A 22,583-nucleotide genomic window follows, 5' to 3' on the forward strand; every position below is an offset into this window, starting at 1 on the left:
ATGCAAATACCTTATAAACCCATACTGCCGCAAAACCCGCAACCTATCATCATAATAGGTGCCGGCGGCATTGTGGGCGATGCACACCTGCCTGCCTACAAAAAAGCAGGTTTTCAGGTTTTTGGCATTACCAACCGTACGCGCGCCAAGGCCGAAAAACTGGCTACCGACTGGAATATACCAAACGTTTTTGATACCGTAGCTGATGCTGTAGCGCATGCTCCTGCCGGTACTGTATACGATGTTACTATTATGCCCGAAAAATTTGTAGAAACGCTGGAATTATTGCCTGATGGCAGCGGCGTGCTCATACAAAAGCCCATGGGCGATTATTTTTGGCAGAGTAAAGAGATTCTGGAGGTATGCCGCCGTAAAAAGCTGGCTGCTGCTATAAACTGTCAGCTGCGTTTTGCACCCTATGTAAGCGCTGCGCGCTACATGATTGAGCAGGGATTGATTGGACAAGTGTACGATATGGAAGTGCGGGTTACACTCGAAACTCCCTGGGAGTTATTTCCTTTTGTAATGGTACACCCACGATTAGAAATACAGTATCACAGCATTCATTATATAGACCTTATGCGGTCATTTTTGGGCGAGCCACGTACCGTTATGGCCAAAACGCTAAAACATCCTGCAAAGGAACTTTCATCGTCGCGTTCAACCATCTTATTTGATTATGGCGATACCATGCATGCCGTTATCAATACCAATCACGATCACTCTTTTGGGCCGCACAACCAGGAAAGCTTTATTAAATGGGAGGGAACCAAAGGCGCTATCAAAGCCCGCATGGGTTTACTTATGGATTACCCGCATGGTGTGCCCGATAAATTTGAGTACTGCATTGTGGAAGAAGGGAAGGCGCCTGAGTGGAAGGAATTGCAGTTAGAGGGGTCCTGGTTTCCAGATGCATTTATCGGTACCATGTCTAGCCTGATGCGCTATAAGGCTGGCGAAATTGATGTGCTGCCTACCAGTGTGGAAGACGTTATTAAAACTATGGCTGTAGTAGAAAGTGCTTACCAAAGCAGTGACGATGGAGGCGTGCTGGTGGCTAATCAGTTAACAGATATTTGAATCAGCATTACTGAATTCAAAAATTAATAGAATTTATTTAGTGAATGACTGAAGGATAAAATACCGAAAGTCTAAATTCATAAGCCAAAAACATTATGTACTTTAAATCAACTTTTTTTGACGATTATACCATAGGCGATAAACGTGTAACCTTGGGCCGTACCATTACCGAAACCGACTTTGTGGTTCATGCAGGCCATACGGGTGATTTCTTTCCGCACCATTTGGATGCAGAGTGGTGTGCTACCCAGCCGTTCAAGCAACGTATTGCTCATGGTACCATGATATTTAGTATTGGTATAGGGCTCACAGCATCTGAAATTAATCCTGAAGCATTTTCAAAAGGATATGATAAATTGCGTTTTGTAAAGCCGGTATTTATCGGTGATACCATACATTCGGAAGTAACCATCTCAGAAAAAGCTGATGCTAAAAAACCTGAGCAGGGTACGGTAACCGAACATGTAGAAGTCATCAATCAGCATGGCCAGGTTGTACTGGCATGTGATCATCTGCTGATTGTTAATCGCAAATAAACCAATTCATAAACCAATAAACAAAATGGCCATAATAACCGATAATGATTCGGGTTTAGTAACCGAAACCAACACACAGGGCAAAAGCTATACTTTGCCGTTTATTTTAATAACATGCCTGTTCTTTTTGTGGGGAATGGCACACAATTTAGACTCTATCCTTATTCCGCACTTGAAAAAGGCTTGCCAGTTAGATAACCGGCAATCGACGTTGATTGATACAGCTGTATTTTTGGCCTATTTCTTAATGGCCATTCCAGCAGGAATGATGTTGAAAAAGTGGGGTTATAAGAACAGCATTTTGGCTGGTTTGGTCATATTTGCTATCGGGGCCTTATTATTTGTTCCGGCAGCAAATACGCTGGCTTATGGCATATTCTTGGTCGCTTTGTTTATTATAGGTTGCGGATTAACCATATTGGAAACGGCAGCCAATCCTTATGCAACTGTGTTGGGGGATCCGGCAGGGGCTACAACCCGTTTAAACCTGGCAGCGTCCTTTAATGGGCTGGCAGCTATGGTGGCGCCCTTGGTTGGTGCAAACTTCATTCTTTCTGGTAAGGAGTTTACGCCCGCACAACTATCAGCCATGACTGATACTGCCCGTGCAGCTTACCTGCAAGGCGAAGCTTCGGCGGTAAAGCTTCCCTATATTATTTTGGCTGCTGTTCTTATTCTGGTGGCGGTACTTTTTTATTTCATAAAGTTTCCGGAGATAAAGAATGTATCGAAAGAGCCTACTACAGGAGGGAGCTTTTTTGGTGTGCTAAAGCACCGTCATTTACTACTAGGTGTGTTTGCCCAGTTTTTTTATGTAGGTGCACAAGTTTGTGTAACCAGTTTTTTTATACGTATGGCTAAACAGGGCGGAGGACTTGATGAAAAAACAGCCGGTTATTACCTGGGTCTTTATGGCTTTTTATTTATGGCGGGCCGGTTTGTTGGCACTGCATTTTTGCGCTTTATATCATCCGCTAAACTGCTGGCTATATATTCGGTTGTTGCAGTTGCCCTGTGCGCAATAGCTATATTAGGCAACGGCGCTTATGTCATTTATGCATTGGGTGCACTTGGTTTTTTCATGTCTATTATGTTCCCTACCATTTTTGCCTTAGGTATTGATGGTTTGGGCGACGATACGAAGCCAGGCTCCTCATGGTTGGTTATGTCTATTGTTGGCGGTGCTATCATTCCTTATGCTATGGCCACAGTTATTGATTACAGTAGCGACCGCATACAACCAGGTTACATAATTCCACTGGTGTGCTTCCTGTTTATCCTGTACTATGGCCTTAGCGGCTACAAAATTAAAAAGCACCTCATCACTACCTAATACACATGGAGCGAATAACCGGAAAATATTATATAGAAACACCTTACGAGCTTGAGAAAGCAGCTGCAGTGCTGGCAGGCGAGCAATCGAGCGGTACATTTGTGGCCGTACCCGGCGAAACGGAGGAGCTTAAGCAACGCTTTGCAGCGCGGGTTGAAAAGATAACACCTTTAGAGTCGGTTAAAGAGCCGGCTATACCGGGGGCGACATCGAAAAGTGGCCTGTATCACAGAGCGAATATTGAGGTATCATGGTCGATTGAAAACTTTGGTTACAACTTGCCTGTACTTATTTCTACGCTACAAGGTAACTTATATGAGCTTACGCAGTTTACTGGGCTTAAGCTGATGGACATTGAGCTGCCTACTTCTTATAGCGGGCATTTTAAGGGTCCGCAATTTGGTATTACCGGTTGCCGCGAGCTTACAAAGGTACAAGATAGACCATTGATAGGAACTATCATAAAGCCCAGCATTGGCATGTCGCCCCAGCAAACCGCTGCGCTGGTTAAAACCCTGGCTGAAGCAGGAATTGACTTTGTTAAAGATGATGAATTGCAGTCATCTGCCGCTAACTCTAAATTTGAGGACAGGGTTGATGCCATTATGCGGGTAATTAACGACCATGCCGATAAAACGGGTAAAAAGGTAATGTATGCTTTTAACATCAGCGATGAGGTAGATAGTATGCTGCGCCGTTACGAATATATAGTAAATGCAGGCGGTACATGCGCCATGCTCAGCTTAAATAGCGTGGGGCTTTCGGGCGTTAAGAAGATTTGCGATCAGCGTCAACTGGCTATTCACGGGCACCGCAATGGCTGGGGTATGTTAAACCGCCATCCGCTGCTGGGTATTGAATTTCCGGCTTATCAAAAGCTATGGCGCTTGGCCGGTGTTGATCAGATCCATGTTAACGGTATCCAAAACAAATTCTGGGAGTCTGATGATTCTGTTGTACGGTCAATCGAAGCCTGTTTGCAACCATTAGCTAATGGAACAACGGTATTACCGGTGGTATCTTCAGGTCAATGGGGAGGGCAGGCATTTGAGACGTATCGTCGTACCCAAACGGTTGATTTGCTTTATATGGCCGGCGGGGGCATTATGGCGCATCCTGACGGGCCAACCGGCGGGGTTGTGGCTTTGCAGCAAGCCTGGCAGGGGGCGGTTTACGGGTTAACCCAGCAAGAAGCAGTTAAAAAATATCCCGAGTTTGCCAATTCGGTTGAAAAGTTTGGCACCTCCGCATGAGTCAAAACAATCTTTTGTTAGCATATTATGGCGACGATTTTACCGGCTCGACCGATGCGCTTGAGTTTTTAAGCCGCGCCGGTATCAAAACAGTACTCTTTATGGAGCCACCCACGCCCGCACAATTGGCCCGTTATGAGGGGTTGCAGGCGGTAGGCGTAGCCGGTTTAACCCGATCTATGCCGCCTGATGAAATGGAGCAGGTGTTACTTCCGGCGTTTGCGGCTTTAAAAGCCTTAGGTGCGCCTCATGTGCATTATAAAGTTTGTTCTACGTTTGATTCTTCACCGCAAATTGGCAGCATTGGTCGCGCGGCAGATGTTGGTGCCAGTGTTTTTCAAGCGCCTTTTATACCCCTGTTGGTTGCCGCACCTGCATTAGGCCGTTATTGTTTGTTTGGTAACCTGTTTGCCCGTATGGGTATTGGCACGCAAGGACAGATCTACCGTTTAGACAGGCATCCATCAATGAGCAGGCACCCAGTTACTCCGGCCGATGAAAGTGATTTGCGCCTGCATTTAAGTAAGCAAACGCAAAAGAAGGTAGGCTTGCTGGATATATTACAGATTAGCCAATTGATAGAACAGGCACAACAGACACTTGAAAAAACGATAGCGGATGGTGCCGATATTGTATTATTTGACGGTTTAAGTCAGGAGCACTTGTTGCAGGTTGGCCAATTGATTGATGCATATGCCAGCAGTAACAGGCCTTTATTCTCTATCGGGTCATCTGGTATTGAAATGGCCTTAGGCGGATATTGGGAGATATTGGATAAAGTGACACCAGCTTCGGTATGGCGCAACACCGGTAAAGTGGAGGCAATCCTGGTTGTTTCGGGTAGTTGCTCACCGGTTACCGCCAAACAGATTGAGGCCGCTTTGGCCAACGGCTTTGCTGGCATTGCTATTGATACCACCGCATTAGTAGCGGGCGCTGACATAGAAACCCTGCTTGCGCCTTACATACAACAGGCGTCGGCTTATATACAGCAGGGGCGTAGCGTTATTGTACATACCAGCATAGGCGGAGATGACAGCCGCATTACGGCTGCACACCAGCAATTACTCAGTAAAGGATTAAATGAGCAAGCCATACGCACGCAGAGCGCCCAGCTTTTGGGTACTGCGCTTGGCCGGGTAGCCGATGGTGTAATTAGCCAAACCAAGCTGCGGCGACTAGTAATAGCTGGTGGCGATACATCAAGCTATGCAGCACGTGCCCTGGGTATTGAAGCTGTGGAAATGATAGCGCCGGTTACGCCTGGTGCGCCACTATGTAAAGCCTACGCACCCGGTAAGCCGGTAGACGGACTTGAGGTGAATATTAAAGGCGGACAAGTAGGCGACGAGAATTATTTTTTAACCGTATTAAAAGGAAAACCTTTGTAAACTATGAAACAAAAGACTTTAGGCCTGATACACACATCAGCTACACTGATACCGGTATTTCAGCAATTATGCCAGCAACATTTGCCAGGAGTGGCAACCTTCAATATTGTTGATGATAGCCTGGTTAAAAACATTATAGCACGTGGCGAGCTTACAACATCCATCAGCAAGCGTGTGGCCGATTATGTTTCATCAGCCGAAGATTCGGGAGCTGATTATATTTTGGTTACCTGCTCATCTATAGGGGCAGCTGTTGAAGCTGCTGCAGATAACAGCAAAGTGCCTGTACTGCGTGTTGATCAGCCTATGGCTGATGAAGCCGTACAAATGGGCAAACGTATTGGCGTGATAGCCACATTATCAACCACGTTAGAGCCCACCAGTGATTTGGTAAAACGCCGGGCAGCGGCCGCCGGCAAAGAAATTGAACTGGTACCCAAATTGTGCGAGGGCGCTTTCGATGCCCTGATGAGCGGCGATGCTGCTACGCACGACGCTATAGTAACTGACGCTCTGCGCGAACTTTCTACCCGGGTAGATGTGATCTTGCTGGCACAGGCTTCTATGGCCCGGGTGGTAGATGGGTTAAGCGATGCCGATAAGCAAGTGCCTATTGTGGCCAGTCCGCCTAACGCTATCAAGTATTTGGCTTCCATAATATAAGGGCATGAAAGCGCTTCGTAAACTTTGTTTGGCCCTGTGCCTGCTATCCGCATTGGCCCTTATATGGGGGCTGCTAAGTGCACATAGCCTTATTTGGCAGCCTGCCGCTGTGGCTGTGTGCTTAATGGGGGCTATTGGCATTGGAGCAGTACCTGCGTTGCAAAACTACCAGTATACAGCCTGGATTATTACTGCTGTAGTTGCAGCCATGATATATCCGGCTGCTTTTCTGAAATGGGGCAGCTTTGATTTGCGTAATAAGTGGCTCATACTGGTGGTGGTGCAAATAGTAATGTTTGGCATGGGCATACAAATGAGTTTACGTGATTTTACCGGCTTAGGTAGTACCGGTAAAGGCGTTTTGATTGGTTTGACTTGCCATTTTACTATTATGCCGCTTACAGGGTTTTTGCTTACCAAGATTCTTCATTTTGAACCTGAAATTGCCGCTGGTATAATCCTTATTGGTTCATGTTCCAGCGGTTTGGCATCAAACGTAATGGTTTATTTGGCAAGGGCTAACCTGATATTGTCAGTTACAGTTACCGCTATGGCAACCTTGGCTGCACCATTTCTTACGCCGGTGTTAATGAAGCTGCTGGCTGGCACGCTTATTCAGATCAAATTCATTAATATGATGATGGAGATTATTAAGATTGTGTTGGTACCTATTGGTGCGGCCTTGCTTCATGATTATTTGAAGCGGGCTTTAAGCGCAAAGCGCCGTATGGTATACCTGATTGCAACGGCCTGTATGTTGTACTTACTTGCATTGCCTATGGGGCTCTACCATGTTCAGCAAAATTACTTGCCCGAAGCAGCCATGCAATCGGTAGAAGTGTTCGGGTTTTTGGTTGGCGCTTTTGTAGTGGGCGCCGCCTATCATCAGTTATACCGTGCAAAGCCTAAGGTGGATCAGTATATACCTTATCTGTCTATGTTTGGCATTATTTATTTTACGGCGGTTACCACTGCCGCAGGTAGGGAAAACCTATTGCATGTAGGTTTGCTGCTGTTTCTGGCCTCTGTATTTCATAATGGCGCCGGTTACTTTTTCGGTTATTGGCTAAGCCGGCTTTTTGGTCTCGACAAAAACTCAAGCCGTACCGTCGCATTTGAAGTTGGCTTGCAAAATGGGGGTATGGCTTCTGGTTTGGCGGGCACTATGGGCAAACTAGCCACGGTTGGCCTGGCTGCTGCGGTATTCAGCCCTTGGATGAACATTTCGGGATCTATTTTAGCTAATTACTGGCGAAGAAAGCCGGCTGATGATACACCAGAAACGAATGTGAATGTTATGCACAGCAAACAAGATTTATAACAATAAACTGAGATTGCATTGTGGAAGCTCATCATTCGGTAGGCATGGTAAATTTAAAACAGGTACCTTGACCAACTTCGCTTTCTACGCTGATTGTACCACCATGCTGAACAACGAAGTCTTTTACCAGCATCAACCCTAAACCCGTGCCTCTTTCCTGACTGGTGCCTAACACTGTTGGAAACCCTGATCTGTTGAACAGCTTACTCATGGTCTCTTTAGACATGCCAACGCCTGCATCCTGCACACATATCTCCACCATGTCTTCAACAGGTGTAGCGGTAACTTTTACAGAACTGCCGCCCGGCGGGGTGAATTTTATGGCGTTTGTAACCAGGTTCTGTAAAACCGACCGCAGCATATAAAGATCGGCATTCACATAAAGGCCGTGCTCAATATTGTTCTCCAAGGCGATGCTCTTTTGCACAGCGTTTTCTTTCAATAACTCTAAAGCATCATTAATACCTTCAAAAAGATGGATACGTTCACGCTTTAAGTCTATTTTTTCCCGTTGGGTTTTTGCCCATTCAACCAGTTCATTGAGCTGGTTCAGTATTTTCTTTGATGTTTTATGAATAATGCCCGAGAACATTTTGATCTGTTCCGGTCTTAGCTTTTCTGCGTCCCGCATCAGGTTCTCTGATGATACCAGTAAGGAGGTAAGCGGGTTGCGAAGGTCATGAGAGATAACAGAAAGAAACTTATCTTTTGACTCATTAAGCGCTCTCAACTCTTCGTTAACGTTCTCCAGCTCGGTTGTACGTTCAAGCACGCGCTGTTCCAGTTCCAGGTTTAGCTTAACCAAGTCATTATTTATAGCTTGGAGTTTTTCTTCCTGCTGCATCAATAACCGGTTCTTTTTATGCAGCTCGGCAAAAATAGCCACTTTAGAACGGAGGATATCAGGGTTGAAAGGTTTTCTTACAAAGTCGACAGCGCCAGCCTTGTAGCCTTTAAACATGGCCGCCTCTTCATAGTCATGCGCGGTAATAAAAATGATGGGAATGTCCTTCAATTTATCACGCTGGTAAATCAACTCTGCGGTTTCATAACCATCCATGATCGGCATTTTCACGTCCAGTAATATCAGTGAAAAATCTTCCTCTTTAAGCAAAATTCTCAATGCCTCTCTTCCGGAAGCAGCTTTCGAGAAGGAATATCCTTCCTTCTCGAGTACCACTTCCATAGACATTAAATTGTTCTCATTATCATCAACCAAAAGTATTTTTATGGCTGTATCTGTACCCATTTATTAATCTATTTAGTACTGTTTGTTAATGGGCTTATTTTATGAGCCATACACGCATTAATGATAATAATTGGTCGGTTTTAACAGGTTTGGTAATATAATCTGATGCACCTGAGGCTATACACTTTTGCCTGTCGCCAATCATTGCCTTTGCGGTCACCGCAATTATAGGCAAACTTTTATGACGCGGCTCTTTTCTTATCATTTTTATAGTCTCATAGCCATCCATTTCCGGCATCATAATATCCATCAGCACAATGTCTATGGTCTTATCCTTGTTCAGTATTTCAATTGCCTCCCTACCGCTCTCTGCCGTAATTACTGTAATTTGAGACCGTTCAAAAACGGCAGTAAGTGCAAATAAGTTACGTACGTCATCATCAACTACCAATACTTTTTTGTTGTCGAGTACATCGTATTTGGTTCTGATGCCATCAAGCATTTTCCATTTACCTTCACTAATAAACTTCTTATCAATGTGTAATAACACCAGTATCTCTTGTAACAACGCTACATGCGAGGTTGGTGTCTTGGTGATGATCTTATGGTTAAGACGTTTCAACTGAATCAACTCGTCTTGCGTAAAGTCGCGAGCGGAGTGTAGTATGATTGTAGTTTGCTCTTGTTTTAACAGGTTGATGCGATTAAGCAGGTCAAAACCATTGGCATCAGGTAAAACAAAATCCAGGATGATACAGTCGAACAACTCCTTCTTAAGTACAGACAGGGCCTTGTTAGCTGTTGTTGAGCCAAAGATCTCCACCCGGTCGTTTGAAAGCAGTTCGGTTAATCGTTGCAGTTCATTTTCATTGTCTTCAATAATCAGAATGCGTTTTTTAACTTGTTCCTGAAAGCTTACAATTCCCGATATAAGATCTTCGAGCAAGTTGTTGGACAGGGGTTTAAGGCTGAACGATTTGGCGCCATACTTTAATGCCATCACCTTATTGTCCTCGCCCGAAATAACATGTATCGGGATGTGCTGCAAATTGATATCGCCTTTTAAAAGCTTAAGCAGTTTCCAGCCATTCGACTCAGGCATGTTTACATCAAGCGTTATGGCTATTGGGTTATATTTAATAATGCTATCAAATATCTCCAGGTAGGTCATGGCCACAACAACCTTTAAGTTAAAATCGTGGGCCTTATCAATCAGAATCTTGGTGAAACGAAGGTCATCTTCAACTACGAGTATGACTTTGTCTTCGGTTACAATGTTATGGCGGTCATCATCAATAACCAGCTCGGCGGTATCAATGAGATTGGTACGCGTGTGCGACACGGTAGCCGAATAAGCCTCTTTAACTTTAACCGGTACCGATTTTTCTTCTTTATATTTTAATGGTAAGAATAAAGTAAATGTACTGCCTCTGCCCAGTTCGCTGCTTACAGTGATGGTACCGCCCAAAAGTTCGGCAAAACCTTTACTAATGGATAAGCCTAAGCCTGTACCGCCATACTTACGGCTGGTCGATCCTTCGGCCTGTTGGAACGCTTCGAATATGATGCCTTGCGTGTTTTCGGAAATACCAATTCCTGAGTCTTCAATCGAAAATGCAATGACCGGTTCATTTCTGCCCAGCGGATTTTCCTGATCGGCTTCGGGCTTAAATATGTGTAGTTTAACCCGGCCTTTTTCGGTAAACTTAAATGCATTCGACAACAAATTCTTCAGGATCTGGTTCAGGCGCTGCATGTCGGTTTCCATTAGCTCCGGTAAACCATCCTGCAGTTCAACCTCAAATTTAAGGTTCTTGGTTTCTGAAATTGGTTTAAACGTAGATTCGGCAAACGAAATAACTTCTCTGAAGCTAACCGGCATTACATCGGCCGCAATTACACCCGACTCAATTTTAGACAGATCCAGGATATCATTAATCAGCTGGATCAAGTCGTCGCCGCAGGAGTGGATAGTTTTGGCAAACATCCGCTGTTTTTCGGTTAGGTTACCCTCAGGATTCTCAAACAGTTGCTGCGCTAAAATGAGCAAGCTGTTAAGCGGCGTACGCAACTCATGCGACATGTTGGCCAAGAACTCTGATTTATACTTAGAAGTAAGTGTAAGCTGCTCGGCCTTTTCTTCTAACGAGCGGCCTTTATCATGCAACTCATCATTAGCCCGCCTTAATTCTTCTTGTTGTGACGAAAGCTCACCGGCCAGTGATTGTGATTGGGCCAGGAGTTCCTCGGTGCGTGTATTGGTCTCAATATTGTTTAGTACGATACCGATACTTTCGGTTAACTGATCCAAAAAGTCAATGTGCGTATCGCTAAAGTTTTCGAACGAAGCTAATTCAATAACGGCTTTTACGTTATTCTCGAACAACACTGGTAGTATCACCAGGTCAATAGGTGCTGCATGACCAATACCGGAGCTAATTTGCAGATACTCGTTAGGTACGTTTGATATACGGATGCGTTCCTTGTCTGTAGCACACTGTCCAATCAATCCTTCAGTTAACGAAAATTCCTGGTTTATTGATTTTGAACCGTCCTGCGCATAACCGGCAAACAGCTTTAGTTTGGCTTCATCGGCTAACTCTGGCTGTTCCAGAATATAGAATGCGCCATAACGTGCGTTTACCAGTTCGGCCAGCTCAGATAGTACTTTATTGGCTACTGCATTCCGGTCGCGCTGGCCCTGAAGCATCTGGGCAAATTTAGCTAAGTTTGATTTTAGCCAATCCTGCTCGTGGTTACGCAGCGTAGTATCTTTCAGGTTGGCAATCATCTGGTTAATGGTATCCTTCAACGCTTCCAGCTCACCTTTAGCTTCTACCCGTATGGTACGGGTTAAGTCGCCTTTGGTTACGGCAGATGCTACTTCGGAAATTGAACGCACCTGTACGGTTAAGTTCTGTGCCAGCTGGTTTACGTTCTCCGTTAAATCTTTCCAGGTACCTGATGCACCCGGTACGCTGGCTTGTCCGCCCAAACGACCCTGCACACCCACCTCACGCGCTACGGTGGTTACCTCATCGGCAAATACCGCCAGCGTATCAATCATCTCATTAATGGTATCGGTTAACTGGGCCACCTCACCCAACGCGTTAATAGAAAGGCGTTGCTTCAGGTTACCCTTGGCAATACCGGTTGCCACTTTAGCAATACCACGTATTTGCCCGGTAAGGTTAGATGCCATCTGGTTCACCGAGTCGGTCAAATCCTTCCAGGTACCGGCCACACCTTTTACGTGCGCCTGGCCGCCCAGTTTACCCTCGGTACCTACCTCACGCGCTACACGCGTTACTTCGGATGCAAATGAGTTAAGCTGATCCACCATCGTATTGATGGTGTTTTTAAGGTCCATGATCTCGCCTTTTACGTCGATGATTACCGTTTTGGATAAGTCGCCGCTGGCCACCGCCTTGGTTACCTCTGCAATGTTACGCACTTGTGAGGTTAAGTTACTCGACATTTGGTTTACCGAGTCGGTTAAATCCTTCCAGGTACCTGCAACGCCCGGCACAAAGGCCTGGCCGCCCAGGTTACCATCCGTACCTACCTCACGCGCTACACGCGTTACTTCAGATGCAAAACCACGCAGCTGATCCACCATCGTATTAATGGTTTCCTTTAGCTGCAAGATCTCGCCCCGCACGTCAACCGTGATTTTCTTCGACAAGTCACCATTCGCAATAGCGATGGATACGTCGGCTATATTACGTAGCTGGGCAGTAAGATTGCCCGCCATTTTATTTACAGAGTCGGTCAAATCCTTCCAGGTACCATCCACACCCGGTACGTTGGCCTGGCCGCCTAACTGCCCTTCTGATCCCACCTCACGTGCCACACGCGTTACTTCTGATGCAAAACCGCGCAGCTGATCCACCATGGTATTAATCGTATCTTTCAGTTCCAGGAGCTCACCTTTGGCGTTTACCGTAATTTTACGGGATAAATCGCCCTTAGCTACTGCGGTAGTTACCTCGGCAATGTTACGCACCTGTGAGGTTAAGTTGTCCGCCATCTTGTTCACCGAGTCGGTTAAGTCCTTCCAGGTACCACCTACGCCCGGTACGTTGGCCTGCCCACCCAGTTGCCCTTCAGAACCCACCTCACGCGCTACACGCGTTACTTCGGAACCGAAGGAGTTCAACTGATCCACCATCGTATTGATGGTTATTTTTAGTTCGAGCATTTCGCCCTGTACGTCAACCGTAATTTTTTTAGATAAGTCGCCTTTGGCCACCGCTGTTGTCACCTCGGCTATATTACGTACCTGGCCTGTTAAGTTACCGGCCATCTGGTTTACCGAGTCGGTCAAATCCTTCCAGGTACCACCTACGCCCGGCACGTTGGCCTGACCGCCCAGCTGACCTTCAGAACCCACCTCACGTGCCACACGCGTTACTTCGGACGAGAAGGAGTTCAACTGATCCACCATCGTGTTTATGGTATTCTTCAGCTCCAAAAGTTCGCCCTTGGCATCCACCGTAATTTTGCGTGATAAGTCGCCTTTAGCTACCGCTGTGGTTACACCGGCAATGTTACGTACCTGGTCGGTAAGGTTGCTACCCATTTGGTTTACGGAGTCGGTTAGGTCTTTCCAAACCCCGCCTACACCTTTTACACGTGCCTGGCCACCCAGTTTACCTTCTGTACCCACCTCGAGCGCCACACGCGTTACTTCGGATGCAAAGGAGTTGAGCTGATCCACCATCGTATTGATGGTTTTTTTCAACTCGAGCATTTCACCCTTAACGTCAACCGTGATCTTCTTGGAAAGGTCTCCATTGGCCACCGCAGTGGTTACACCGGCAATGTTACGTACCTGCGAGGTTAAGTTACCCGCCATGCGGTTTACAGAGTCGGTCAAATCTTTCCAGGTACCCGCAACACCGGGTACCTTGGCCTGGCCACCCAGCTTACCTTCTGTACCCACTTCGAGCGCCACACGCGTTACTTCGGATGAGAAGGAGTTGAGCTGATCCACCATCGTATTGATGGTGTTCTTCAGTTCCAAAATCTCGCCCTTAGCTTCTACCGTAATTTTACGGGATAAGTCGCCCTTGGCTACAGCCGTGGTTACACCTGCAATGTTACGCACTTGCGAGGTTAAGTTACCGGCCATTTGGTTTACCGAGTCGGTTAGTTCGGCCCATACGCCGGCTACGCCCTTAATTTTAGCCTGCTCACCTAGTTTACCTTCCGAACCTACCTGGCGGGCTACACGGGTTACTTCCATGGAGAATGAACGAAGCTTGGAGAGCATTTGGTTCGACTCTTTAGCAATGCGTAAAAATTCGCCTTTTAAAGGGTGCCCCTTAATTTCGAGTGGTATATGCTTGGAAAGGTCGCCGTTGGCAACCGAGTTAATCATGCCTGCAATCTCCAGGGTAGGAGAGGTAAGGTCTTCTATTAAATTATTGAGTGAGGTTACGCCATTTGCCCATTCGCCTTTAGCGTCGGTCAATTCTATCCGTTTATTAAGGTTTCCTTTTTTTCCTATCGTTTTTTCGGCTGTCGATATCTCGGCTACCAAACGCTCGTTCATATCAATAATGTCGTTCAGTACCTCGCAAATGCGGCCGTTTATGCCAGCTTGCGTTACGGGCATGCGTACGTTTAGCCTGCCGTTTTTTACGTTCGAAAGCACTTTCAAAAGCTCTTTTAAATCGAGCGAGTCGGTAAGGTGCTCATTAAGCACACCGGTATCATCCAGTACTTTGGCTAAAATGTCGTCGTCTTTCATAGGATAAGTTGGTAGATAAAATGCCGTTAAATTTAATTAAATATCGAACACGAACAAATAATATAATATAATGAATATCGCTGCTGCAATAACGTCGTTATTGCAACAGTAGGCTTTTGCGCTGACAAGCGCCTGCGCGCAATTAAATTGCCAAAACATTAGTAAATAGGTGCTCTAAAATAGTAACATGCGCAGAACCCTTAAACGGTGACACAAAGCTTATAGTTTTACTTTGTTTTGGTGTTTATTTAAATAATATTTGTTAATATAATGTATTTGGATATGATAGTTGCTGAGAATATATGTATCATATTTATTAAAAATAGCGGTTATGAAATATGATAATACTGCTGTTATTCATATGTAGCTTAGTAATTCGAAAAAAACTCAGATCGAAATATTCCCAAAAAGTTTAATTGGCTGTAATTACCTTGTATATTTGTTTTTATGTTACCCTGCTTTGCAAGCAGAAGTCTAATACCTCCCCGATATATATCAACGTTTATTTCACGGTCATAAAAATCTGCATTAAACAACTGTTGACTACGTTTTGGGATTAAAAGTTTTTAAATGGCAAACCATCAAGAAGATAACAAAAATAAATACCAGAACGGCATGGCAGATAATAAAGACAACAAGCCTGCAAAAACAAAATCGTTCCCAATTATATGTATTGGTGGTTCGGCAGGAGCATTCCAGGCCATGGAAAAATTATTTGCACATATGCCCGCCGATAGCGGCATGGCCTTTATTGTGGTAATGCACCTGGATAAAAACCACGTGGGCAGCGTAGCCGAGCTTTTACAGAATTTTACATCCCTACCGGTAACCGAGGCTGAAGATGGTCAACCGGTTAAACCCGACCGTGTATACCTAATTCCGCCCAACAAAGACATGGGCATACATAACGGTAAATTGTTGCTCATGGCACCATCGAGGTTCAACGGTTACCGCCTGCCTGTTGATCACTTTTTGCAAAGCCTGGCCGAAGACCAGTGGAACCGTGCTGTAGCCATCATCTTGTCGGGTATGGGATCTGACGGGGAAACTGGCATACGCATGATAAAGGAAAAACTGGGCATGGTAATGGTACAGGATCCCGAATCGGCGCAGTATGACAGTATGCCGCAAAGCGCCATAGCAACCAACCTGGTAGATTATGTGCTTGCTCCTGAGGAGATGCCCATAAAGCTCATACAGTATTTAAAGCATCCGGCTATGGCCGATGAGCTGAATGATGAGCTGAAAAACCAAAACCGGGATGCAACAGCTATTCAAAAGGTATTAATGTTGCTGCGTACCCAAACCGGACATGATTTTTCGCAATACAAAAAAAACACCATCACCCGCCGTATAGACCGTAGGCTGGCATTTCATCAACTGCCCGATTATACACACTATATTGCCTTTTTGCGCGAGAATCCGCAAGAGATTGATGTGCTTTTTAATGAGTTGTTGATAGGCGTAACCAAGTTTTTTAGAGATGCAGCAGCTTTTGATGTACTAAAAGAGAAACTGTACGGGCTGTTGCGCGTTAAAGCCGACAATGAACCCGTGCGCATATGGGTGGTAGGCTGTTCAACCGGCGAGGAGGCTTACTCAATAGCCATACTTATTATGGAGTGTTTTAGCAGCATAGGCGGAGCCAAAACACCCAAAGTGCAAATTTTTGCCACTGATTTGGATGAGGCCGCTATTGAACATGCGCGCACCGGCCTTTACCTGGATAACATAGCGGCCGATATTTCGCCCGAGCGTTTGGGGCGGTATTTTGTAAAAAAGGAAAAAGGGTACCAGGTGACAAAAGATTTGCGCGAAATGATTGTATTTGCGCAGCATAATCTTATTAAGGATGCGCCCTTTACCCGCCTGGATCTGTTAACCTGCCGCAATGTGATGATTTATTTAAATGCAGAGTTGCAGGCCAAAATTATACCCGTATTTCATTATTCGCTCAATGCGCGCGGCGTGCTGTTTTTAGGCCCCGCCGAAACACTGGGCGGCTTCAGCGAAATGTTCTCGGCAATAGATCCCAAATGGAAGATATATGAACGTAGGGATGGAGCCCCCATTATGAGCAAAATGGTTGATTTTCCGTTTAATATATCTAAGCAGGCACTTCATCTTTATCGGGTTGATGAACCTGAGAAGCCTATTAAAAAGAAAACACTGGCCGAAACCTTTAGCAAAATACTGCTTGAAAATTACACGCCGGCCTCTGTGCTTATTAATGGTAAAGGCGATATATTGTATATAAACGGCCGTACCGGCAAGTTTTTGGAGCTTAATGCCGGCGAGGTGACCATGAACATTAATGAAATGGCTAAGGATGATCTGAAGTATCCCCTGAGTAACGCCATCCATCAGGCCGGTTCGCAAAAAGACACTATTAACGTAAACGGCATCAGGCTTACAGAAGACGGAAAAGTACGGTTGGTTGATTTGAAGGTTAGCCAGTTGCAAAACAACGCCTTGCAGGGGTTGCTGCTGGTAGTTTTTGATGATAAGGGCTTACTTACTAAAACCGAACGCAGAAAGAAATACAAGGGGCCGGAACATAATGAAGCGGTTGAGGAGCTGGAAAAGGAACTGGTATATACCAAACAGCAGCTACGTAATACGGTAGAGCAAATGGAAACCTCGCTGGAGGAACTTAAATCGACCAATGAGGAGTTGCAGAGCACTAATGAGGAGTTGCAGAGCACCAATGAGGAGTCGCTGACTACTAAAGAGGAAATGCAATCGCTTAATGAGGAATTGATGACCATTAATGTGCAGTACCAATCCAAAGCCGAAGAGCTTACCCAGCTTAACAATGACATGAAGAATATGCTGGACAGTACGGAAATTGGTACCATATTTTTGGACATTAATATGATTATACTGCGGTTTACACCACAGGTTAAAAAGCTGTTTAATGTTATTACTACCGATATTGGCCGCTCTATAAATGACATTGTTTTTAACTTTCAGTACGCCAGCCTTGAGACCGATATACACCATGTGATTGAGACGCTGGCCGTTAAAGAAGTAGAGGTAAAAACAAAAAAAGATGAATGGTACAGGCTGCGTATGATGCCTTACCGCACGCTCGATAACTTTATTAATGGCGTTGTATTAACATTTACCAAAGTGACCGAGCTAAAAGCTATCGAATTTAAATTCGAAACGCTGAATAGGTATGTTAAAAGCATGTTGACGGTTTTAACAACACCAGCGCTATTATTAGATAAAGACCTTAACATTATTAGCTCTAATGAAGCTTATGTATCTTTTTTTAAGATTAGCAGTATAAAAGAAATGATAGGCCTTAGTTTAAACATACTGGTGCACGAGTTTTGGAAAACCAGTAAGCTCGACAAATTTTTGAAGCAATGTACAAACCAGGAAACTAAAATTACGTTTACGAACGATTTTTTGGTTATTGGCACAAAAACTATCACAATAACCTCAAAACCGTCTGTAAATGAAATTGACGGCGAAACTTTGATGACGATGATTGTTATTGAAGAGTAGAAGGAATTTAATCTGGCGATATGTATAGGAAGGATTTTTGGAAGAAAGATACGCTGGAGAAGCTGCGAAAAAAGGCGGAAGGATTGCTTCTTGAAAAGACCTATCAAATTGAGCACTCGGAATCATTAGAGATGCAAACCCTTTTCCATGAGTTGCAGATTTACCAGCTTGAACTGGAAATGCAAAATGAGGAACTGAGTAGTATTGCCCAGGAGCTGGAAACACAGAAGGACCGGTTTTCTGACTTGTTTGAACTTGCGCCGGTTGGCTATTTAGTGTTAGACAGCAGGGCAGTTATAGAGGAAGTAAATGTAACAGGCAGTAAGCAGTTTGGCGTACGCAAAGCGGCATTATTGGGTAAACCGTTAACCAGCTATTTACATGCCGATGATCTGCAGCAATTTTATTTTTTCTTCAGAAGACTCCAATCATCGGGTTCGGAACAGGAAGAGCAGGTCCGTTTCAAGAAAGCCAACAATGAAACGCTTTATGCACAGGTTAATGGTAAGGTAATAACTAAAGGCAAATTTGCTTTCAGTTGCTACCTTACCATTACCGATATAACCGAGAAAAAGAAAGCCCAGTTGGAGCATGAGAAAGCCAAACGCCGTTTGGAGGTTGCGCTGGATGCCTCCCAAACCGGTATTTGGGAGCTTGCGGTTCCGGGCGGCCAGGTGTATGTTGATGAGCTGAGTTGCAGCTTGTTTGGCATTAAGCCGCAAGAGTTTGATGGTAGCTACAATACCCTGCTTAATTTAATTGACAAAGACGATAGGGCAAATGTTGATGCTACACTACGCAGTTCAATGATTAACGGCAAAGATTTTACGGCCGAGTTTTTTGTAAATCAGCCATCGGGTATACGTAAATATGTAGCTGCAAGGGGGCAAATGATTGATTTACAAGAATTGGGTAGCCGTTTTATTGGAACCATAATCGATATAAGCGATAAAAAGCAAATTGAGCAGGAAACACAGCAGCTCAAAGAGAACCAGCAATATATGATAACAGCCGCATCACTGCTGGCCGAAGAGAATGAACGCAAACGGATAAGTGATACCTTGCATGACAGTGTTGGGCAAATGTTATATGCCATAAAACTGAATTTGCAACAGCTCAAGCAAATGTCATCGAGCCCTTACTATGAGCAGGCCGTAAAAATGTTAGATCAAACTGTAAAAGACGTACGCAATATATCTTTCCAATTGGCGCCTTCTATACTTGATGACTTTGGTGTTGTTGCCGCTATAGAGGATATGGCTAAGCGCTTGTCCGGCCCGCAGTTAAGCATAGTAACCAAGTTTGGCAGCACAAAAAACCTGGATGCTACCCTTTCGCTCAATATTTTCCGTATTGTACAAGAGTTGGTTAACAACGGCATAAAACATGGCAAAGCAACTTGTATTTGTATTGAGTTGTTTAAAAAGGGCAGCCAAATAAATTTAAAGGTTACAGACAATGGAGAAGGCTTCACATTACCAAACCCTGGCACCACGCCAACAGGTGCCGGTTTAAGCAGCATACGTAACCGCCTAAACCTGTATAAAGGTACTATGGAAATTCATTCGGCGCCAGGCACCGGTACTACGGTAGCCATTACTATAAAACAATAAAACTATAATTAAGGTTAATTTTTACATGAGTGAAATAAAATCAATTGTGGTGGTAGGCGCCTCGGCCGGTGGTTTTCACGCAATTGGCGAACTAATATCCAATATGCCTCAAAAGCTAGATTTAGCTGTTTTTGTGGTACTGCATATGGGTCGTAATTCAATGGCCGACGTTTTAGTACAGTATATACAAAAGAAAACAGCACTTACTTGTGAACTTGCTGAAAATAACAAGCCTATACAAAGCGGGCATGTTTACGTTGCCCCTCCCGACATTCAGACCGTTGTAAAGAAAGGAACAATGCGCCTGATTAAAGGACCGCATGAAAACCGCTGGCGCCCCTCAATTGATGTGCTGTTCCGGTCGGCCGCTGCTTATTATGATTCACATGCCATAGGTATTGTATTAACCGGTTTACTGGATGATGGTACCTCGGGTATGGCGGCTATCAAGCGGTCGGGCGGTAAGTGCATTGTACAGGAACCGCTTGAGGCCGAGTTTGCCGATATGCCTATCAATGTGTTAAATAATGTAGAAGTAGACCATAGAGTGCCCATTGCCGATATGGGATACGTATTACAGGATATATTGTCGAAAATGCCTGCCGATTCATTACACGAAATACCAGAAGATGTAAGAATAGAAGCTGAAATTACCGAACGGAGGATGAGCAGTATGGAAGAGTTGGAAAAGATAGGTACCCGAAGCAATTACAGTTGCCCCGACTGTGGCGGTGGCTTGTATGAAATTAAGAACGATGTAATAACACGTTTCCGATGTTATACCGGCCACGTTTATACCGGCAACCTTCTGCTCGAAAAACAATCAGAAGGATTGGAAGACAGTATATGGGTATCCATACGCATGCTCGAAGAGCGCAAAAACCTACTGATGCGCATGGCTAATCAGAACGGTAATGAAGTAGGAGGAGAGGGCAGTAAAAAAGAAAAAGCGCGTGAACTGGGAGAACATATTGAGCGGTTGAAATCGCTGTTAGTAAGCATTAACAAAAATAGCGGTACAACAGGCGGATATGAGTAAGCCGTGTATTGGCAAGGTATGGTGCCATTAAATAAATTAATATACCTTTGCTTACACGCATTCGCATTGTATGAAAATTGCACTGTTTCCGGGTTCTTTTGACCCTATTACCAAAGCCCACGTTGATATCGTAAAACGCTCGCTAAGCTTGTTCGACAAGCTGTATATAGGCATAGGGGTTAACAGTTCGAAACAAAGCCTTTTAACTATTGAGCAGCGCCAGCAAATGCTGCGTGCCGTATTTGCCATGGAGCCTAAAATTCACATCATAGCTTATGAAGGCCTTACGGTAGATTTTTGTAAAAGTATTGATGCCAATTATATGATACGCGGCATACGTACCGTATCAGACTTTGAATATGAAAAGGCTATAGCACAAATGAATCATGCCCTGGCCCCCGATATTGAAAGCATCTTTATTGTGAGCAAACCCGGCTACTCATCCATCAGCTCAACCATTGTGCGCGAAGTACTGCGGCACAATGGCGATGTAAGCCAGTTTATTCCGAAAGAGGCGCTGGAATATCTGCAAGCAAATCACGCTTCGCCAGCACATCCATAATAGACGGAAAGGTGTTGTTTGTTACCATGTTAATCTCTTTTTTGCTCAGCCACTTTACATCGGTAATCCCTTCTTCAATCTGAGGTTTTAGCTTAGCCTTACCTTTGTATTTCATTTTATACCAGTAGGTTTTTTTGAGTACCACTTCGCCCCGGCTGGTATAAACATGGTAGGTGTTCACTATCTTTTTGCCGCAGTTGTCAATGGTAATGCCGCACTCTTCCTCAACTTCGCGTATAGCGCCTTCTTTAGGCTTTTCACCTTTTTCCAGCTTGCCTTTTGGTATGTCCCACTTGCCGTTACGGTATATAAAAAGATAATTTCCTTTGTCATTTTTAACCAGTCCACCGGCGGCTTCTATCAAGGTTACGCTTTTCATTACCTGCTTTAAAAAAGCTTTTGCATTATCGCACAGCACATAGTAATACAACCCGGCGTTGTTGGTGGTGAGCTGGTTGTATAAAATTTTCAAATCAAACGATTGCTGGTCAAGCTGTTCATAGTTCTCGGCCTGTGCAGGGGCAGATTCTGTTACCAAAATAACCTTCTGGTTGATATAAATTCTGTATTTTTGTGCCATGTTTAATAAAAATGAGATTGAACAGCAAGTGGCTGAATTTCTGTTGCAAATTAAAGCAATTAAATTACAACCCGACAATCCTTTTACATGGGCTTCGGGCTGGAAATCTCCAATTTACTGTGATAATCGCGTAACGCTCTCATACCCGTCTATTCGTACTTACATCAGGCAGCAATTAAGTCTTGTTATTCAGGAAGAATTTGGCTCAGTGGCTTGTATTGCTGGTGTGGCCACGGCTGGTATTCCGCAAGGGGCTTTAGTAGCGCAGGAGCTGGGCTTGCCTTTTGTTTACGTACGCGCAAAACCTAAAGACCACGGAACCGGTAACCTCATTGAAGGCGAAATTATGCCCGGCAAACGCGTAGCCGTGGTTGAAGACCTGATATCGACCGGGAAAAGCAGCCTGCAGGCTGTTGATGCCTTGCGCGAAGCTGGTTATGAAGTGGCTGGCCTTGCCGCCATTTTTAGTTACGGCTTTGATGTTGCCGAAGAGAACTTTAAAAAAGCAAAATGCCGTTACGTAACACTTTCTAACTATAACGCTATGCTAAAGTTTGCGGAAGAGAAGCAATACATTAACAGCGCCAGTATGGACCTGTTAAAGCAATGGCGTAATAACCCTGCCGAGTGGGGAAAATAAAAAAGCAAGCCGGTTACTAACCAGCTTGCTTGAATGTTTTTATAAAAGAAGCCTTGCAGTGTATGCACTGCAAGCATGTAGATGTACTATATAACTTTTTTACTCTCTGAGT

At 44.7% G+C, this 22,583-nt stretch carries 15 protein-coding genes; 12 read left to right on the top strand and 3 right to left on the bottom strand.

What is annotated here, in order from left to right:
- The 7 genes from ABDD95_RS04445 (at window position 1) to ABDD95_RS04475 (ending at window position 7,577) form a co-directional block, all read left to right on the top strand.
- Window positions 1-1,080 (top strand): Gfo/Idh/MocA family oxidoreductase, encoded by a 1,080-nt coding sequence (locus ABDD95_RS04445; protein WP_345950700.1) that lies wholly within the window; start codon window positions 1-3, stop codon window positions 1,078-1,080.
- A gap of 95 nt (window positions 1,081-1,175) precedes the next feature.
- Window positions 1,176-1,616 carry a MaoC/PaaZ C-terminal domain-containing protein gene (locus ABDD95_RS04450; protein WP_345950701.1) on the top strand — a complete coding sequence of 147 codons (441 nt, stop codon included), beginning with the start codon at window positions 1,176-1,178 and terminating at the stop codon, window positions 1,614-1,616.
- Window positions 1,617-1,641: 25 nt separating this feature from the next.
- Window positions 1,642-2,949, top strand: coding sequence for an L-fucose:H+ symporter permease (fucP, locus tag ABDD95_RS04455; protein ID WP_345950702.1), 1,308 nt, complete (start codon window positions 1,642-1,644; stop codon window positions 2,947-2,949).
- Window positions 2,950-2,954: 5 nt separating this feature from the next.
- Window positions 2,955-4,202 carry a ribulose-bisphosphate carboxylase large subunit family protein gene (locus tag ABDD95_RS04460; protein WP_345950703.1) on the top strand — a complete coding sequence of 416 codons (1,248 nt, stop codon included), beginning with the start codon at window positions 2,955-2,957 and terminating at the stop codon, window positions 4,200-4,202.
- Window positions 4,199-5,593 (top strand): four-carbon acid sugar kinase family protein, encoded by a 1,395-nt coding sequence (locus tag ABDD95_RS04465; RefSeq protein ID WP_345950704.1) that lies wholly within the window; start codon window positions 4,199-4,201, stop codon window positions 5,591-5,593. Before ABDD95_RS04460 ends, ABDD95_RS04465 begins: the two co-directional genes overlap by 4 nt.
- Window positions 5,594-5,596: 3 nt before the next feature.
- Window positions 5,597-6,256, top strand: a complete 660-nt coding sequence (locus ABDD95_RS04470) for an aspartate/glutamate racemase family protein (RefSeq protein WP_345950705.1) — start codon at window positions 5,597-5,599, stop codon at window positions 6,254-6,256.
- Window positions 6,257-6,260: 4 nt separating this feature from the next.
- Window positions 6,261-7,577, top strand: coding sequence for a bile acid:sodium symporter family protein (locus ABDD95_RS04475; protein WP_345950706.1), 1,317 nt, complete (start codon window positions 6,261-6,263; stop codon window positions 7,575-7,577).
- A 31-nt stretch (window positions 7,578-7,608) separates the two neighbouring features.
- Here ABDD95_RS04475 and ABDD95_RS04480 read toward each other — a convergent pair whose 3' ends face one another.
- Window positions 7,609-8,826, bottom strand: a complete 1,218-nt coding sequence (locus ABDD95_RS04480) for a hybrid sensor histidine kinase/response regulator (protein WP_345950707.1) — start codon at window positions 8,824-8,826, stop codon at window positions 7,609-7,611.
- 34 nt (window positions 8,827-8,860) lie between these two features.
- The gene (locus ABDD95_RS04485) at window positions 8,861-14,521 is read right to left on the bottom strand and encodes a HAMP domain-containing protein (protein ID WP_345950708.1); all 5,661 of its coding nucleotides are present in this window, start codon (window positions 14,519-14,521) and stop codon (window positions 8,861-8,863) included.
- A 570-nt stretch (window positions 14,522-15,091) separates the two neighbouring features.
- Here ABDD95_RS04485 and ABDD95_RS04490 point away from each other — a divergent pair.
- The 4 genes from ABDD95_RS04490 to coaD all read left to right on the top strand — a co-directional run bounded on the left by ABDD95_RS04490 (window position 15,092) and on the right by coaD (window position 21,251).
- Window positions 15,092-18,037, top strand: coding sequence for a chemotaxis protein CheB (locus ABDD95_RS04490; protein WP_345950709.1), 2,946 nt, complete (start codon window positions 15,092-15,094; stop codon window positions 18,035-18,037).
- A 20-nt stretch (window positions 18,038-18,057) separates the two neighbouring features.
- On the top strand, window positions 18,058-19,650 hold the full coding sequence (locus ABDD95_RS04495; protein WP_345950710.1) for a PAS domain S-box protein: 1,593 nt from the start codon (window positions 18,058-18,060) through the stop codon (window positions 19,648-19,650).
- Window positions 19,651-19,675: 25 nt separating this feature from the next.
- On the top strand, window positions 19,676-20,689 hold the full coding sequence (locus ABDD95_RS04500) for a chemotaxis protein CheB (RefSeq protein ID WP_345950711.1): 1,014 nt from the start codon (window positions 19,676-19,678) through the stop codon (window positions 20,687-20,689).
- 70 nt (window positions 20,690-20,759) lie between these two features.
- Window positions 20,760-21,251 (top strand): pantetheine-phosphate adenylyltransferase, encoded by a 492-nt coding sequence (gene coaD, locus ABDD95_RS04505; RefSeq protein ID WP_345950712.1) that lies wholly within the window; start codon window positions 20,760-20,762, stop codon window positions 21,249-21,251.
- Here coaD and ABDD95_RS04510 read toward each other — a convergent pair.
- Window positions 21,190-21,831, bottom strand: a complete 642-nt coding sequence (locus ABDD95_RS04510; RefSeq protein WP_345950713.1) for an NUDIX domain-containing protein — start codon at window positions 21,829-21,831, stop codon at window positions 21,190-21,192. The two genes, coaD and ABDD95_RS04510, sit on opposite strands and share 62 nt — an antisense overlap.
- Between ABDD95_RS04510 and pyrE the strand changes: the two genes are divergently transcribed.
- Window positions 21,830-22,471: an orotate phosphoribosyltransferase gene (pyrE, locus tag ABDD95_RS04515; RefSeq protein WP_345950714.1), complete on the top strand. Its 642-nt coding sequence runs from the start codon at window positions 21,830-21,832 to the stop codon at window positions 22,469-22,471. The genes ABDD95_RS04510 and pyrE overlap by 2 nt on opposite strands.
- Window positions 22,472-22,583: the final 112 nt, after the last annotated feature.

Origin of the sequence: Mucilaginibacter sp. PAMB04274, assembly GCF_039634385.2 — a bacterium.
Classification (GTDB): Bacteria; Bacteroidota; Bacteroidia; order Sphingobacteriales; family Sphingobacteriaceae; genus Mucilaginibacter.